Origin of the sequence: Vibrio sp. CCUG 15886 (assembly GCF_028570825.1) — a bacterium.
Classification (GTDB): Bacteria; Pseudomonadota; Gammaproteobacteria; order Enterobacterales; family Vibrionaceae; genus Vibrio; species Vibrio vulnificus_B.
Genome location: NZ_JAQQBT010000004.1, coordinates 275,532 through 292,626, shown reverse-complemented (window position 1 = coordinate 292,626; position 17,095 = coordinate 275,532). Strand labels below are relative to the sequence as shown.

The following is a 17,095-nucleotide window of genomic DNA, read 5'->3' as shown; positions in this document are numbered from 1 at the left end:
TTGACACACTATCCTTGGTTAGCATCGACATGGCAAGGGCTGCAGTCCGCCATGTCGGCACAGCGGTTACCTGGTGCCATCTTGTTGCAATCTGACGTTGAGCTCGGTGTTGACGAGCTTATCGAAAAGTTTTCGGCGGCTTTGCTGTGTAAGACATACCCTGATGAGGGTTGTGGCTTTTGCCATAGTTGCGAGCTGTTAAAGTCGCAAAACCATCCTGATCTTCATTTCATTAGGCCAGAGAAAGAAGGCAAGGCTATTACTGTTGAGCAGATACGCCAATGTAACCGTCAGGCACAAGAATCTTCTCAAATGGACGGATATCGTTTGTTTGTTATCGAACCTGCGGAGGCGATGAACGAATCGGCTTCAAATGCGTTGTTGAAAACATTGGAAGAGCCGTCTGGGAGCTGCCTATTTTTGTTGATTTGCCACGATAAGAAACGGTTGTTGCCCACTATCATCAGCCGTTGTCAGCAGTGGAGCATTACGCCTCCTGCGGTCTCGGAGTCAATGCAATGGTTGCAGCAAAAAGGGGTCATCGTGAATGAGTCCTTTTTGAAACTGGCTCATTACTCGCCCGTGACGGCAATGCACATGGCAAAAGAATCAGAGTTTCAACACTATGAAAAACTCGAAAGACAGTTTGTGGATTTCTTAATTCAGGCGGATTCTGACTACGTGTCACTATGTCAGACAATTCAAGCCGCGACGTTACGTAATCTCTCGTGGTTGTGGTTACTGCTTTCTGATGCGCAGAAGGTTCATTTTGGCTTGCAAAATGAAGAAACATTGCAAGGTAGTCACGCGCTAGGGCAACTGCCTTTGAGCGGATTACAAACCTCAATGGTAAAACTCAATCAATTAAATCAACAGTTACATCAGTTTTCGGGTTTAAACGAAGAACTGATGATCATCAACTGGTTAATCGAAACTAGAGAGGCATTATGTTTGTAGATTCTCATTGTCACCTAGACAAATTGAATTACGATGATCTGCACATAGATGTTGCTGACGTGATCAACAAAGCCAAGCAGGTAAATGTGGAGCAATTGCTGTCTGTCGGTGTGACATTGGATTCTTTTCCAAAAATGCTTGAGCTCATTGAGCCTTTTGACAACGTACACGCCTCTTGTGGAGTGCACCCATTAGACGTGGAAAGTCCCTTTTGCTTGGGCAAAATGAAAGCCTATGCCTCGCATTCTAAAGTTGTGGCTATTGGTGAAACGGGTCTTGATTATCACTATAAGCCAGAGACGCAAGCATTGCAGCGTGAACGTTTTGAACAGCAAGTTGCACTCGCGGTTGAGCTGAATAAGCCACTGATTATCCATACGAGGCAAGCGAGAGAAGATACCTTAGCCATTCTTCACAATGGGGGGGCAGACAAATGCGGTGGCGTGATTCACTGTTTTACCGAAGATCTTGCTTTTGCTGAAGCGGCAATGGCGCTCGGTTTTTACATCTCTATCTCTGGAATTGTCACGTTCAGACAAGCAACGGAGCTTAAAGAGGTTGTAAAACACATTCCTTTGGAACGGTTGTTGATCGAAACCGATTCTCCGTACTTGGCACCTGTACCTCATAGGGGCAAAGAGAATCAACCCGCCTATGTTATCGAAGTTGCTGCATATATCGCACAGCTTAAAAACATTTCCTTAGCAAGTGTTGGTGAAAAAACCACCCAAAACTTTAAAAATCTTTTTTTGCGATAGAAAAAGAAATATTGATTAAAAAGAGAGCAAATGCTCTCTTTTTTTATTTTTAACCCCATAAAGTAAATTAATTTTTCTTGTTAACTAAATCTGTTGATTGAAATTGTCGAAATTTAATCAAATGTAATTTTGTTACTAAAAATAACATTGCAATCAATTTTATTTACCCATCGAAATTAATAGTGTTATTAAAATAATTCATATAAAACAATGATATATGATCTGATGTGAGCCTATTGATAGGCTTATTTGTGTGTGATCCGTGACTTGTTTTGAAACTAATTTTCGTAACTCTGTAGAAAGTTTGAGGGGCATCAAGATATATTTAGAGGCGGAAAATATAATGCAACATGTGGTTACATTTTCATAGGGTGCTAACATTTAGGCTACGGGGGTGTGCCGTTAGAACCCAAAATACTAATAAATTAATCAGGAGCATAAACATGTTTAAGAACCTTTTTGCTAACCTGCAAAAAGTTGGTAAAGCGCTGATGCTACCAGTATCAGTTTTACCAGTTGCGGGTATTCTACTAGGTGTGGGTGCTGCCGACCTTAGTTTCATTCCAGATATCTTATCAAATCTGATGGAGCAGGCGGGTGGTTCTGTATTTGGTCAAATGGCACTACTATTTGCTGTAGGTGTTGCACTTGGCTTTACAAATAATGACGGCGTAGCAGGTCTAGCTGCGATCGTTGGTTACGGCATCATGACAGCAACACTTGCAGTTATGGCTGGCGTAATGGGCGTTGAAAAAATCGACACAGGTGTCCTTGGTGGTATCCTAGTCGGTGGTGTTGCTGCTTGGGCATTCAACCGTTTCTTCAAGATTCAACTACCAGAATACCTAGGCTTCTTTGCTGGTAAGCGTGCTGTGCCAATCATCACTGGTTTCACGGCTATCGCTCTTGGTATCCTACTATCCATCGTATGGCCTCCAATCGGTGGTGCTATTGCTTCTTTCTCTGATTGGGCTGCCCATCAGAACCCACAAGTTGCATTCGGTATCTACGGTATTGTTGAACGTTCTCTTATCCCATTCGGTCTGCACCACGTGTGGAACGTACCATTCTTCTTCGAAGCGGGTAGCTGTGTGAACGCTGCAGGCGAAGCTCAAAATGGTGTTCTAACGTGTTACCTAGTTGCAGATGAAGCTTCTCGTGCTGCGGGCAATGGCTTTGGTCAGCTAGCGGGTGGTTACATGTTCAAGATGTTTGGTCTACCAGCAGCAGCGATCGCTATCGCACACTGTGCTAAGCCAGAGAACCGCGCGAAAGTAATGGGTATCATGGCGTCAGCAGCTCTGACTTCATTCCTAACCGGTATTACTGAGCCAATCGAATTCTCATTCCTATTCGTTGCTCCTGTACTTTACGGTATCCACGCTCTACTAGCGGGTTCTGCATACGTTGTTGCTAACACTCTAGGTTTTGTACACGGTACTTCATTCTCTCACGGTCTGATCGACTTCCTAGTTCTATCTGGTAACGCGCAGAAGATGGGTCTGATGATTGGTGTTGGTCTCGTTTACGCAGCTATCTACTACGTAGTATTCCGCTTCGTTATTCAAGCGATGGATCTTAAGACTCCAGGTCGTGAAGATGAAACAGAAGAAGCAACTGCAACTTCTGGCTCAGACCTTGCTGGTGAATTGGTTGCTGCGTTCGGTGGTAAAGCAAACATCACAGGTCTAGATGCATGTATCACACGTCTACGTGTGGCTGTTGCTGACACAGCAGCAGTAGACCAAGATAAATTGAAGAAGCTAGGTGCAGCAGGTGTTGTTGTCGTTGCAGGTGGTGTTCAAGCTATCTTCGGTACTAAATCTGACAACCTAAAAACTGAAATGGATGAGTGGATCCGTAACCACGGTTAATCCCTAACACTCATTGATTGACAAAAGGAGGCTGAGGCCTCCTTTTTTATTGTTCCTTTCCTACTTGAAGCTGCAGCGATCAGGCTACGTTTGTTCACTGAGTCGCCTGCCAGGCACCCTCACATCGTGTATCTGTACTCAAGGGGATTCATTCATTTGCCGTTTACCAGCAACCCAAGTTATTTGGGTACCTCTTTCCCTGAATCTTCACCACCTCATTTGCAACGAATTATCGTAGGGCTAACCGTTGGCTGACATGGCGATATGGCTATGCGGACAAAATTGCATCACTGATATTACAGAGCAACGCAAAACCTGAGCTGTGGCGATGTTTACAGCTTTTGTTTTTTATTAATAGGACGTGTAGATGAAAAAGTGGTTAGTGGCTTCTCTTTGTTTATTTCCTTTCGCTACTCTAGCTGCAGAACAAAAGACCGACCTTGCTGTCGGTATGGCAGTTGACCAGCAGTTAAGTGTCGTGATTGAATTGAATCAGCAGTACCGAGGGGTGATTGGTAATGATGGTTTAGCATTTGATTACCTCGCCAAAAAAGGCACGTTTAATCAAGATACCCCTGTGACTTGGTATGTTGGCGTAGGTGGGTGGGCTGAGTGGAATGATGACTTTGGCTTTCGAGTACCGTTGGGACTCAATTGGGATCTCACCCACGGGTGGGACCTGTATGGTCAAATACAACCAGAGCTCAGTTTATATAAAGGTGCAGAACTGCAGCTTGGCGGTGCGGTAGGCATTAAATATCAGTTTTAGAAGACAAGAAAACCGGCTTAAGCCGGTTTTCATTTATGTGCAGTATTATCGAGAAATAAGAGACAAGTTATTGTTTGTCCATCGCTCGTTTAATACAGATGGCTGCACCACCCCAGGTAATGCCAAGACCAATCAGCATCATGATAATTGCACTCGTTGCCATAATTATGCTTCCTTACGATTTGTTGCGTTGATAACAAAGCCCATCACAAACAGCGCTGCGATAATTGCCCAGCCAAGCGTCAAGTCATAACCACCGTAGCCTTCGGTAAACAGCGTCATCAGCTTGGTGGCTAGAATCACAGCAAGAACCGCTGGGGTAATGAATTTCAGGCAAACATCGAACCAAGTACCAATCGTGAAATCGGAAATCTTGTTCACGTATTCGCGAACATCGGCCACTTTGTTGAGCAGCCATGCCATTAGTACGATTTCAACTAAACCACCGGCCATGATACCGACGTTGTTTGCAAAGTGATCAACGAGATCGAGTAGTAACAAACCGCCGTTGGTTGCAAATGCCATAGAGACAACCAGTCCACTACCGATGACAATAGTGGCCGCTTTTTTGCGGCTCCAGTTTAGTTTGTCGATAAGCGCAGAAGTGACCGCTTCCATGATTGAAATATGCGAGCTTAGACCTGCCACCACCAATGCTAAGAAGAATAATGGGCCAAGGATGTAAGGAGCGGGTAACAAGTTAATGGCTGCCGGGATCGTAACAAATGCGAGGCCCACACCAGCAGACACCACTTCCGTGATTGGTTTGCCTTGTTCTTGCGCCATATAGCCCAGTACCGAGAAAATCATAATACCCGCAAGAATCGAGAAACCACAGTTGATTAATACGGTCATGAAAGCATTATTTGTGATGTCCGATTTCTCAGGTAGATAGCTTGAATAAGCCAGCATGATGGCAAAACCAATACTGAGGGTAAAGAAGATCTGCCCGTAGGCTGCCGCCCATACTTTAACGTCCCAAATCTTGCTAAAGTCTGGCTCAAACATGTAGTTCACACCATCCAAAGCTCCGGGTAAGAAGATCATACGACCAATCAACAGCAGTACCATGATGAAAAGAATCGGCATCATGATCTTCGATGCTCGCTCAATGCCAGATTTTACGCCACCCACGATGGCGGCATAGGTGATCCCCCACGCAATCAGCATTGCCAAAGCAATTTTCCATTGAATGGAACCTAGATTAGTTGGTGAGTTATCGCCAAGTGCCAGATATTCACTGAAGAAAAAGGCGTTGGTATCGCTTCCCCAACTTTGTGTAAATGACATGCCAAAGTAGGAGATTGCCCAGCCAATAACGGCGACGTAGTACACTGCAATAACGGCCGCTACGCCAACTTGGAACCAACCTAACCATTCAAATTTAGGGTGGATTTTACCTAAGGTTGCTGGCGCTGAGCCGCGGTATTTTTGTCCCATACTGAACTCTAGGATCATAAAGGGAATACCTGCGGTGATCATGGCAAAAAGGTAAGGAATAAAAAATGCGCCGCCACCGTTCTCGTAAGCCATATATGGGAAACGCCAAATATTGCCTAAACCGATCGCTGAACCGACTGCCGCTAAAATAAATCCCGCTCGGGATCCCCATTGTTCTCGCTTCATAACTAACTCCTTTACGACTCCCTGAGGAATGAAGCTTTTCTCTTTGAATGACGAGTATGTATGAAAAACGGTCTTTCATACTGTATTCGAGCAATTAACCTAATGTTAATGTCATTGTTAGTTTTTGTGTCGAATCAAGAGAGAAAATTTAGAATTAAATTCCAATTTATTTGATGTGTGTTTGCGTTGGTTGAAATATTCAACTGTCGCGTAAGGTGGAGAGTAGCGATTTATTTTGCGTTAAGCAATAGAATGTAATTGTTAAATTTGGATTTATATTTGGTTTTTATTTTGCTTTTTAGTGTGTATGCAAAGTTAAGTAATGGTGTTTTGTGGTCTTTTTAGTGGAATGTGTTGGTTTGTTGGTTGTTGCTGGTGTATGTTGCTTTTTTAAACATTTAGGGCGTATAACTGATTTTTATACGCCCACCAGAATATTTTTGTTGTATTAATGTTAAAACTTGAAGGTTAATCCTAAATTAGATTGAAATTGGTTTACCCAATCGGTCTCAAATTGAATGACACAGTTTTGTCCCGTGGTGGGCACAACGCAGGCGGCGCTTGAGTCATTGTCGACCACCGTTCCTAGCCAACGAATTTGAGCTGAAATCAGCAAATTACTGGTAATTGGGTATTCAATTCCGCCCAAGATACTGGTGGAGAAACCAACTTTGTCATCTGCCCAATCTACATCAGCGTAAGAGGCACCGAGTCCCATACCGAGATAACTGCTTAAGCCAGAATCTGTTGGATAGTAAATGCTGCTTTGGAAGTATAAATAGTGGAAACCATAATCTTGTTTGATGACATCCACTTCCGAGCTTTGATAGGAGTAGAACAGACCAACTCGTCCCTTATCCAGAGGGGTTTCGATGGCGATGGCGTAGTTTGGCGCGGCATTGAGATCGAATGTGTCTTGATTTTCATCTTCAACAGCACCACCAAAGGTATAACCAACAAAAGGCGTTACAATCAGTTTGTTGGCTGATGCCAGTGGCGCAAACATAAGTAAGAGTGTGCAACTGAGGAGGGAGAGATGTTTTAACATGATAAATTCCTTTTTCGCCAACTGTTTATTTGTGATGCTAACGTCAAATTTGTATGACATCTTTAGACATTTTCCAGACATCCCTCATACTACTGTTATTACTTTGTTACAAGTTGGAGGTGTTTATGGAACACGATCTAAAAGCAGCCCTAATCATCACAGCAACTGTCTTTGCAGTTCTACTCTCTTTTGGTTTTATTGCGATCACTGCCGCTTAAATTTAGGTAACGCCGATGGCAATAAACAGTGGTATTGTCACGAACAGTTACACCAATCTTGACATAGAGCGGTACGCCAAATACCAACAGGGAAAAACATCTTTGGTTGCCCAAGGGGGTGGCCAAAGAGGTATTTTCACTGCTGGCGTTTTAGATGCTTTCATCCTCTCTGATTTTGACCCTTTCCATGAGTTCTATGGTACCTCTGCTGGCGCTTTAAATTTGTGTGCTTACTTGTGTCGTCAGCATGGATTAGGAAAAGCCTTCATACTCGATCTCACCACGGATTCTGAGTTTTTTAACCTATTTGGTTACATTCGGCAGAAGCAATATCTGGGTTTAGAATGGGCATTGGATAAAATTCGCTCTTATCCCTATAAGTTGGATCTTGATCTTGGTGAAACCATATTGGGTGAACGACAAGCGTATGCTTCGGTGACGGAAACATCGACATTGACTGACCGTTATTTGCCAATGTTTGGTCCGATATGGCACGACACCATGCTGGCAACGTGTGCCATTCCTAAGCTATATGCGAAGCCTGTGATGATAAATGGCAACGAGTATGTGGACGGTGGGGTATCGGCGTCCGTTCCGGTTCAGGAGCCGTGGCGGCGTAATGCCCGTTCTATTGTGGTGATCCGAACCGAACCGTTTAGTGCAACCGAGAATACTGCGCCTCTTAATCTTAATGAGATGAAACCGAGAGAAGCTGATTGGTTTCGTAATTCATTCGGTAATGTGCAGTTGAAATGGCAGGATAGGGTGAGCCGCTGGCGTGAAGATTGGAGCTTGTTCTTTCAACAACAAATTGCCGATTCTCAAGCGATTCCCGATCACAAATTTCGCTTGTTGAACGGGGGGCGTTGGTTATTTGGTGCAGACAACATCTACCGCCTTAGCCATCTGATTGGTGACAATTTTGATTCGGGATTAGCCGATATGCTGATGGTGCACTATCAAACGTATTCGTTAACCCGAGATTTTCTTGCTAAGCCACCTGACGATACGTTTATTATTCAAATTACACCGGATGCGCCACTGAGATCCAGTTCATTGCTCAGCGGCCGAGACGAATTGCTGTTTGATTACGATTGTGGTGTGCAGGCCGGTTATCGCTTTATTAAACAGTATCAATTGGTTAAACAGCAAAGAATGCTGTCACGGTTGAATCAGACAAATGACAACCGCTGAAGGGCGGTTGTCACTATCACTAATGAAGCGAGTTAGTCAAAAACAGGCAGGATTCTCATGCAGTTAGTTGAGCCTTCAACATCCATGATGTCCCCCTGTGTGATGATCACTAAATCCCCAAAATCGAGCAGTTTTTTCTTTCTAAGCGTGCTCAATGCGGCCATTGCGACATCAAATCCAGTTTCTACTTTGGTATCAAAAAATACGGGAGTGACGCCACGATAGAGAGAGCAGCGATTAAGGGTTCGCTCATTAGGCGAAAGCGCAAAAATGGGCAGTGTTGAGTTCAATCTTGACGTCATTAATGCGGTTCTTCCCGATTCAGTCAACGTCACCATCGCTTTGACGCCTTCCATATGATTTGCGGCGTAGATTGTCGACATTGCAATGGTTTCTTCGGCGGTGACAAAGGATTTATCGATGCGATAATTCTGGCTGCCCGGTTCCCACGTTTTTTCTGCCCCAATGCAGACTTCTGCCATAGAGCGCACCGTTTCGACTGGGTATTTACCAGCGGCGGTTTCCCCTGAAAGCATCACGGCATCGGTGCCATCCAGCACCGCGTTGGCTACGTCCATGACTTCTGCTCGAGTCGGCATTGGATTTTCAATCATCGATTCCATCATTTGTGTTGCCGTGATGACGACACGATTGAGTTCTTTGGCTCGTTTGATGAGTTTTTTCTGTACACCGATCAATTCCGGATCGCCGATTTCTACCCCTAGATCGCCACGAGCAACCATAATGACATCGGAAGCCATGATAATATCGTCGATGTTTTCATCGTTTCGAACGGTTTCTGCTCGTTCAACTTTGGCAACAAGTTTGGCTTCCAAGCCGGCATCTCTGGCCAAGCGACGAGCATAGTCCATGTCGGCACCATTACGTGGAAAGGAGATCGCGAGATAATCGACTTTGATCTCGGCGGCGAGCAAGATGTCTTGTTTGTCTTTTTCCGTTAGAGCGTCAGCAGAGAGTCCGCCCCCTTTTTTATTGATACCTTTATTGTTTGACAGCGGTCCGCCCACTATCACACGAGTGTTCACCTTGTTGCCATCGACCGTCAGCACTTGCAGTTGTACACGTCCATCATCAAGCAGCAGAATATCTTCTGGTCCCACATCCTGAGGCAGTGCTTTATAGTCTAATCCCACTGATTTTTGATCGCCTTCGCCTTTGGGCAAGTCACTGTCTAAAGTGAAGAGGTCACCCACTGAAAGGAAAATTTTCCCTTCTTTAAAGGTTGATACTCGGATCTTCGGGCCTTGTAAATCACCTAAAATAGCCACTTGTCTGCCAAGTCTGGCGGCAATATTGCGCACTTTTTCTGCGCGAGTTTTATGATCCTCTGCGCTGCCGTGAGAAAAATTCATCCTGACCACATTCGCGCCGGCTCGAATAATTTCTTCTAGTACATTATCTTTGTCAGTTGAAGGACCTAAAGTGGTCACGATTTTTGTTCTTCTTAATGGCTGAGTCATAGATTCTCCTGCGATAGACGTATGTCATAGATAGTTATACAGAGAAGCGTGGTCTCTTTGCTGTTGACTTTCCACAAAATTCAGAAATTTTTTCAAGAAAAATAAGTTTGAGGTGATGCGATATGTCGCCGACTAAATGATGGATATTTGATTCGATACACAAACATTCATGTTTATACGTGATGCTGGTCACGGGGATTTATCAATTCACTTCACAATTACTTCGCAAAGTAAAAAAATTGCTCCGTTATAGAATGTTGGAGTGCAAGATGTACATGGCTCAACCGGGCCATATTGATCATATCAAACAGGTCAATGCTGGTCGTGTATACAAACTAATTGACCTTAAGGGTCCAATCTCTCGAATCGATTTGTCAAAAGAAAGCGAGCTGGCACCGGCGAGTATTACGAAAATTACCCGTGAGTTGATAGAAGCACATCTTGTGCACGAAACTACCGTGCAAGAAGCGATTAGCCGAGGAAGACCAGCGGTCGGCCTTCAAGTGAATAATGCTGGATGGCAATTTCTTTCGATGCGACTTGGACGAGGTTATCTCACCATTGCACTCCATGAATTGGGTGGTGAAGTCCTGATCGATACAAAAATCGATATCCACGAAAGGGATCAAGATGACGTTCTTGCTCGACTCCTACACGAAATCGAAGAATTTTTCCAAACCTATGCCGATCAACTGGATCGTGTAACCAGCATCGCGATTACGTTGCCTGGCTTAGTCAATTCAGAACAAGGCATTGTGCTGCAAATGCCGCATTACAATGTTGAAAACCTCGCTCTCGGTCCAGAGATTTACAAAGCGACTGGGCTACCGGTTTTCATCGCCAATGACACACGAGCTTGGGCTTTGGCGGAAAAGCTATTTGGTCACTCTCAAGGTAACGAAAACTCGGTTCTTATTTCGATCCACCATGGTTTAGGTGCGGGTATCATACTTGATGGACGGGTATTGCAGGGCCGTCACGGGAACATTGGCGAATTAGGCCATATCCAGATCGATCCACAAGGCAAACTTTGCCACTGTGGCAACAGAGGGTGCCTTGAAACGGTCGCAAGTTCTAAAGCCATTCGTGAAGAGGTAATGGAACGCATTGCTAATGGAGAGTCGTCCATTCTCGAAGAGCTGGAAGATGTCACGATAGAAAGCATTTGTGAGGCCGCAGCGAATGGAGATGCATTAGCTGTGGATGTCATTGAGAAACTCGGCCGTTATCTTGGCTCGGCGATTGCGATTGTCATCAACTTATTTAACCCAGAAAAAGTGCTGATCGGCGGTGTAATCAACCAAGCGAAGGAAGTTCTCTATCCGGCTATTCGACGCTGCATTGAAGAGCAAAGCTTGCCTGTTTATCACCAAGATCTTGAACTGGTGGAATCGCGTTTCTATAAACAGGCAACCATGCCAGGGGCAGCATTGATTAAGCAGGCTCTTTACGATGGCTTGCTATTAATGAAAGTGGTCGAAGGTTAAATCCCAACTCGCGGCAAACCTGGATCTTCTCCAGGTTTTGTTTTATTCGGCCTTGAAATCAGTGACCTGCCTATCTCAATTGTCCCTCATCAATTGATCTCTGTTTTTCATTCATGTACTTTTGCCATGACTTATGTTTTTTAGGCTATTTTTAATAGAGTTTTAACCCATTAGGATGTTGTATGTCTGGAGTTTTAAATACTGTAGACCAGCGAACCAATTTGGTTGGTGAAAACCGTCTGGAACTTCTGCTGTTTAGTTTAAATAGCCGTCAGTTATTTGCGATCAACGTATTCAAGGTGAGGGAGGTGCTGAAAGTGCCACCGCTGACCAAGTTACCTGGCGCTCACGCAAACATCCGAGGCGTCGCTTCCTTGCGAGGTGAGCCAGTTCCTGTTATTGACCTTAGACGCTCGATAGGTTTTCCTGCCTCGAAATTAGAAGGGCAAGAAGAGAACCTCATCATTACCGAATACAACCGAACCATTCAGGGCTTTTTGGTTGGCCAAGTGCGCAATATTATTAATACCGCTTGGACGGAAATTCAGCCGCCACCGAAAACGTCAGGGCGCAGTAATTATTTAACGGCGATCACCCATGTGAAAGAAGGGAAAGAGAGCAAAATCGTCGAGATTATTGATGTTGAAAAAGTTCTGGCAGAAATCATCGATTACGACGTAACGATTTCTGAAGGCATTTTGGATTCGAAACTGTCGAATGAAATGGTGGGGCGTAAAGTGTTAGTGGTGGATGATTCGTCTACGGCACGTAATCAGATCCGCGATACTTTATCTCAGCTTGGCCTTCACATTATTGAATGTCGCGATGGCCTTGAGGCCCTGAATCTGCTCAAATCTTGGTGTGATGAAGGTAAGGATTTAAATAAAGAGCTGCTGTTAATGATCACCGATGCGGAAATGCCAGAAATGGATGGTTATAAACTCACACACGAAGTGCGCAGTGATCCGCGTATGTCTAAGTTGTTTATTACGCTCAATACATCATTAAGTGGCAGTTTCAATGAAGCGATGGTGCAAAAGGTAGGGTGTGACCGATTTATTTCGAAGTTCCAGCCAGACCTACTGGTGCAAGTTACCCAAGATCGCTTAAGAGAAATCATTTAACGGTGGTTAAACGCAAGGAGTGAAGATTCACTCCTTTTTTATTGCCTTTGGTTGCTGGTTGGCATTTTTTCTTAATGAAACTCACGAGATTTTGGGCTTAAACCCGACAGCTTCTCCGTCAGATCAATCAACCTCCCTGCGATCACATGTATGACGTCTCCTTCGCGCTCCAAAATGCCTTTCACCATTAACAGCCTCGCGGTTAAGTAGGCTTGCTTTTGTGCTCTTGAGGTTGCCTGCCAGACCACCACATTAATATTCCCAGTGTCGTCTTCGAGAGTGAAAAACGTGACACCAGCTGCGGTTCCGGGAGATTGTTTTCCGGTCACCAGTCCGATCACCGTCACCAATGAGCGATGAGAGCATTGGTTTAATTGGTTGGCGCGCGTAAAGCGTGTTAAGCCGCCCGCTTTTTCTAACATAGCAACGGGGTGCTCAGCCAAAGAGAGCCCTGTTGCCGCATAGTCTTCTAATACATTTTGATAATCGCTTGGCTTCGGTAAAGGGTTGTTGCTTATGCTGGGTAACGTTTGGAACAAAGGCAGTTCATCAAGGTTGTCCATCACCTGCCAGCGAGCCAAATAACGATTGTCCGCCAATTGATAAAAAGCATTGGCAGAGGCAAGGCTCTGGATATCTTTTGCCTGACGCAGGATTTGTTTCACTTCGCTTATGCATTGGTAGCCTTGTGCGGGTCGATGAGTCAGTAGGCGAGTGATGCCTTCGTGGCTTAACCCTTTGATCAGATTGAAACCAAGGCGAATGGCTAACTCGCCTGATGTTAACCTCACCAGTTGATGTTCTGCATTAGAGAAATTGACACAGATAGGTAGCACAGCAATACCATGCCTTTTGGCATCTTGCACCAGCTGGGATGGGCTATAAAAGCCCATGGGCTGGCTGTTGAGTAGGGCAGTATAAAACTCAGCGGGGTAGTAGTGTTTTAACCAAGCAGAGCAATAGGCTAAAACTGCGAAGGAAGCGGAGTGACTTTCTGGAAAACCATATTCACCAAAGCCACAAATTTGCTCAAAGATACGTTCTGCAAAGTCTAACTCATAGCCTCTTTCCAACATGCCATTGATTAACTTTGTTTTGAACTTGAAGACGTGACCGTTTTTTTTCCATGCCGCCATAGCGCGGCGTAATTGATCGGCTTCTCCGCCGCTGAATCCCGCAGCCACCATCGCCAATTTAATCACTTGTTCTTGGAAAATAGGCACACCGAGTGTTCGTTCCAATACTTCTTGGACGTGTACCGATGGATAACTAATCGGCTCCTCTCCATCACGTCTTTTAAGAAAAGGGTGGACCATATCACCTTGAATCGGGCCTGGGCGAACAATCGCAATCTGAATCACAAGATCGTAGTAACACGCAGGTTTAAGCCGTGGCAACATACTCATTTGCGCTCGAGATTCAATTTGAAAGACGCCGATAGTGTCGGCTTTTTGAATCATCTTGTAGACGGCTTGGTCATCTTGGCGGCGAGTAATGTCGGCAATAGAAAGTCGTTGTTGATGATGTTGCTCAATCGAGCGGAAGCACTTACGGATTGCGGTAAGCATACCAAGAGATAGAACATCGACTTTCAGTAACTTTAGGCTCTCAAGATCGTCTTTATCCCATTGAATAATGGTGCGCTCAGGCATGGCGGCATTCTCGACAGGAACCAGTTCGTATAATGGCCCAGAAGAGATAACAAACCCACCAACATGCTGTGAAAGATGACGAGGAAAACCAATGATTTCTTCGACTAACTGAATAAAGTGTTGTCCTTTGAGTGAATCGGGTTGCAAACCCAGTTCAACGAGCTGCGCTTGCCACCCAGCCTGGCGATCACGACGGTTGATGTTCTTCAAGAAAAAATCGAGCTGTGTTTCCTCGATACCCAAGGCTTTTCCTACCTGTCGAACGGCGCTTTTGAAACGATAGGAGATAACCGTCGCTGCCAGCGCAGCCCTTTGGCGACCGTACTTTTGATAGATATATTGAATGACTTCTTCACGTCGTTCGTGCTCGAAATCAACATCAATATCCGGTGGCTCGTCACGCTCTTTACTGATAAAACGCTCGAATAGTACCGCGATCTGTCTAGGGTCAACGGAGGTAATCTGTAAGCAATAGCAGACGACGGAATTGGCCGCAGACCCTCGCCCTTGGTAGAGAATGCCTTGCTGTTTGGCAAACATGACAATGTCATGGATAGTGAGGAAGAAAAATGGGTATTTTTGCTCTTTAATCAGAGCAAGCTCTTTTTGAATCGTTTGCTCGATAGCGTCGGGAACCCCTTCTGGAAAGCGCAATTTTTTGCCTTGTTCGACAAGGTGTTCGAGGTAAGAGTCGGGAGTATAGCCATCAGGAATCAACTCGCTTGGGTATTCATAACGTAAACTATCAAGGTCAAAACTGCATAGGCTGGCGATATACAGACTCTCTGCGAGCCACTGAGGTTTGAACAGCTTGCGGAGTTTCTTCTCCGAACGCAGAGACTGCTCTGCATTGGTCAATAACTGTGTGCCCAGTTGTTCTACCGTACAACCGTGACGAATGGCGGTGAGCGTGTGCTGTAGAGGTAATCGCTCGGGTCTGTGCATTAATACTCCACCGCAGGCTGTGATGGGCAAATCAAACTGGTTTGCCAATGTTTGGCAGTGGTGAAGGTAATGTTCATCATCATGGTGAAGATGGCGTTGTAAGCCAAGCCAAAGACGTGATTGTTGATAACGAGAAAGCCATGTTGCCCATTGTTCATCACTCGTTTGCCCTGTCGGAAGCCAGATGAGCAAGCAATGTTTTAGAGACATGACATCCCACTGTGACAGTTGATATTGGCCTTTTTCACAGCGTCGACGAGCGTTGGTGATGATTCGACATAATTCAGCGTAGGCTTCGCGGTTGGGGCAGAGCAAGACAAACTGACATTCTGTATTGAGTTTAAAAAAGCTGCCGACGATTTGTTTGACCGAAAGTTGATGTTGCTTAATGGCGCTGTGGGCTCTTACGATGCCAGCTAGTGAGCACTCATCCGTGATCGCCAGCGAGTGGTAGCCTAAAAAATTCGCCTGCACGATGAGTTCTTCAGGGTGAGAAGCCCCCGTCAGAAAAGAGAAGTTGCTTTGGCAAAAGAGTTCAGCGTAAAACATAACGACCTTAATTGCTTAACAAAATAAACCGTGTAAAAACCACTGCTTTTTTTGATCGCGAAATACCCAAAGCCACTGGCCTTGCTCGGTTCTCGCAATGAAATAATCGCGCATGATCTCATCGCCATCCCACCAACCACTGACAATACGTTCAGGACCATGTATCAAAGAAACATGATGTTGCAAAGGCTCAGGAGCAGGGAGTAAAAAACTTGGGCGTAGTAGCCGGCATTCAATCTCTTCGCTTGGGGTTTCTGTCAATGTTGATTGGTAACGGGTTGCTTTTTCAGGTCTAGGATCATGATTCAAGCTCAAAATGGCTATGGAATCTGCGCCTAATTTTGCTTGCAACAGTGAGTACAACTCGAGGCGAGAGAGTTGCCCTGTTCGATGAGAAAAGAGATCAGTAGGGTGAGCATTGGGCTCACCTTCCCGGATGACCTCTAGCTGCAGACGTGTAACGGGAGCCTGAAGAATCGTGGATTCTAACGTTAGAGCGGAGAGCTTTTGCCATTGTTGGCTACGATATTCACCTTGCGCGGAATGAAAAGAGATAGCCTTACTTAAGTCATTACGTTGGAATAAGGTGAGTTGCAGCTCATGCGCGGTTTTATTGCGAATGGTGAGATAGCTCTCTAACTGCCTAAATAGCTTCTCTAGCGGCTTTTCCAGCCATTGGACATTGTCTAACTCAAACAGCAGTTCTAACTCCTGTTTAAAACGAGAAGGTGGATGATAAAAGTCCACTGGGTGCTTGAGTTGACCAGTTAACTTTCCAATGTAATTAACCAGTTCGATATCGAAACGTCGTGCGAGCTCTTGTAAAGGAAGCGTCAGCAATGCATCGAATGTATGAATACCGATACGTTGCAGTTTTTCGATAGTGGTGGCTTTTAATTCGCTAAATGTGAGTGGGTGCTTTTTTACTTTTGTGAGTAGCTCCGTTTGGTTGTCGCTAATGAGCGGATGCCCTGACTTGGCCAGTAATTTCGCCGATAGGGGAGAAAACCCCGTCGAAGCGTGGTAGCTGACTGCCAGTGTCGCTAGGTGATCACTGAGAGTGTGCCAGTAATTATCAAGCCCTTGATAGAGATTCAGCATATGGCTGACACGAACCCATAGGCCACTCGGAGGATCTAACACGAGGTCTGCCGTCATAAAATAGAGCCATTGTGCGATCTCTTTGAGTTTGCGATGTTCCAACTTCTCATCATAAACAATGACTTGTAGCTGGGAGCAAAGAGTCGCAGCACTGGCTAATCCCATACCGACAGCCAGACCCGCATCTGAGGCCAAATCGTTTATTTGAACCACTTGGTGTGACTGAGGATGCACCACAGCAAGAGGATGTTGCGTCACCAACATAGAGTCTGTTTGTAGTCGAGGAAACGACAGATATAACCATAAATGCAT

At 45.1% G+C, this 17,095-nt stretch carries 14 protein-coding genes; 8 read left to right on the top strand and 6 right to left on the bottom strand.

Annotated features, from left to right (window positions below; genetic code table 11):
• From PQQ36_RS11345 to PQQ36_RS11330, 4 genes are all read left to right on the top strand, one after another.
• Window positions 1–957: a DNA polymerase III subunit delta' gene (locus PQQ36_RS11345; RefSeq protein ID WP_011149972.1), complete on the top strand. Its 957-nt coding sequence runs from the start codon at window positions 1–3 to the stop codon at window positions 955–957.
• Window positions 948–1,715, top strand: a complete 768-nt coding sequence (locus tag PQQ36_RS11340) for a TatD family hydrolase (RefSeq protein WP_273661222.1) — start codon at window positions 948–950, stop codon at window positions 1,713–1,715. Before PQQ36_RS11345 ends, PQQ36_RS11340 begins: the two co-directional genes overlap by 10 nt.
• A 443-nt stretch (window positions 1,716–2,158) precedes the next feature.
• Complete coding sequence (gene ptsG / locus PQQ36_RS11335; RefSeq protein ID WP_011080811.1) at window positions 2,159–3,589, top strand: PTS glucose transporter subunit IIBC; 1,431 nt, start codon at window positions 2,159–2,161, stop codon at window positions 3,587–3,589.
• A 367-nt stretch (window positions 3,590–3,956) separates the two neighbouring features.
• On the top strand, window positions 3,957–4,358 hold the full coding sequence (locus PQQ36_RS11330) for a hypothetical protein (RefSeq protein WP_225470698.1): 402 nt from the start codon (window positions 3,957–3,959) through the stop codon (window positions 4,356–4,358).
• A gap of 67 nt (window positions 4,359–4,425) precedes the next feature.
• Here the strand turns inward: PQQ36_RS11330 and PQQ36_RS11325 are convergent, their stop codons facing one another.
• From PQQ36_RS11325 to PQQ36_RS11315, 3 genes are all read right to left on the bottom strand, one after another.
• Window positions 4,426–4,521, bottom strand: coding sequence for a MetS family NSS transporter small subunit (locus PQQ36_RS11325; RefSeq protein WP_017422301.1), 96 nt, complete (start codon window positions 4,519–4,521; stop codon window positions 4,426–4,428).
• 2 nt (window positions 4,522–4,523) lie between these two features.
• Window positions 4,524–5,984 (bottom strand): sodium-dependent transporter, encoded by a 1,461-nt coding sequence (locus tag PQQ36_RS11320; protein ID WP_011080809.1) that lies wholly within the window; start codon window positions 5,982–5,984, stop codon window positions 4,524–4,526.
• A 454-nt stretch (window positions 5,985–6,438) separates the two neighbouring features.
• Entirely contained in the window at window positions 6,439–7,032 is a 594-nt protein-coding gene (locus tag PQQ36_RS11315) for a porin family protein (RefSeq protein ID WP_225470699.1), read from the bottom strand.
• 125 nt (window positions 7,033–7,157) lie between these two features.
• Between PQQ36_RS11315 and cydH the strand changes: the two genes are divergently transcribed.
• Together cydH and PQQ36_RS11305 are read left to right on the top strand one after the other, a co-directional pair.
• Window positions 7,158–7,250, top strand: coding sequence for a cytochrome bd-I oxidase subunit CydH (gene cydH / locus PQQ36_RS11310; RefSeq protein WP_026060839.1), 93 nt, complete (start codon window positions 7,158–7,160; stop codon window positions 7,248–7,250).
• A 15-nt stretch (window positions 7,251–7,265) separates the two neighbouring features.
• A complete protein-coding gene (locus PQQ36_RS11305) occupies window positions 7,266–8,444 on the top strand; it encodes a patatin-like phospholipase family protein (protein ID WP_011080807.1) in 1,179 nt (392 codons plus the stop codon).
• Between the two features lie 32 nt (window positions 8,445–8,476).
• On the opposite strand, the gene pyk is transcribed toward PQQ36_RS11305, so the two are convergent.
• A complete protein-coding gene (gene pyk / locus PQQ36_RS11300) occupies window positions 8,477–9,925 on the bottom strand; it encodes a pyruvate kinase (protein ID WP_011080806.1) in 1,449 nt (482 codons plus the stop codon).
• Window positions 9,926–10,194: 269 nt separating this feature from the next.
• On the opposite strand from pyk, the gene mlc reads away from it, so the two are divergent.
• Both mlc and PQQ36_RS11290 read left to right on the top strand, forming a co-directional pair.
• Window positions 10,195–11,412, top strand: coding sequence for a sugar metabolism global transcriptional regulator Mlc (gene mlc / locus PQQ36_RS11295; protein WP_011080805.1), 1,218 nt, complete (start codon window positions 10,195–10,197; stop codon window positions 11,410–11,412).
• A 182-nt stretch (window positions 11,413–11,594) separates the two neighbouring features.
• Window positions 11,595–12,536 (top strand): chemotaxis protein CheV, encoded by a 942-nt coding sequence (locus PQQ36_RS11290; RefSeq protein WP_011080804.1) that lies wholly within the window; start codon window positions 11,595–11,597, stop codon window positions 12,534–12,536.
• A 71-nt stretch (window positions 12,537–12,607) separates the two neighbouring features.
• Here the strand turns inward: PQQ36_RS11290 and PQQ36_RS11285 are convergent, their stop codons facing one another.
• The gene (locus PQQ36_RS11285; RefSeq protein ID WP_273661221.1) at window positions 12,608–15,682 is read right to left on the bottom strand and encodes an error-prone DNA polymerase; all 3,075 of its coding nucleotides are present in this window, start codon (window positions 15,680–15,682) and stop codon (window positions 12,608–12,610) included.
• A 15-nt stretch (window positions 15,683–15,697) separates the two neighbouring features.
• Entirely contained in the window at window positions 15,698–17,095 is a 1,398-nt protein-coding gene (locus PQQ36_RS11280) for a Y-family DNA polymerase (protein ID WP_273661220.1), read from the bottom strand.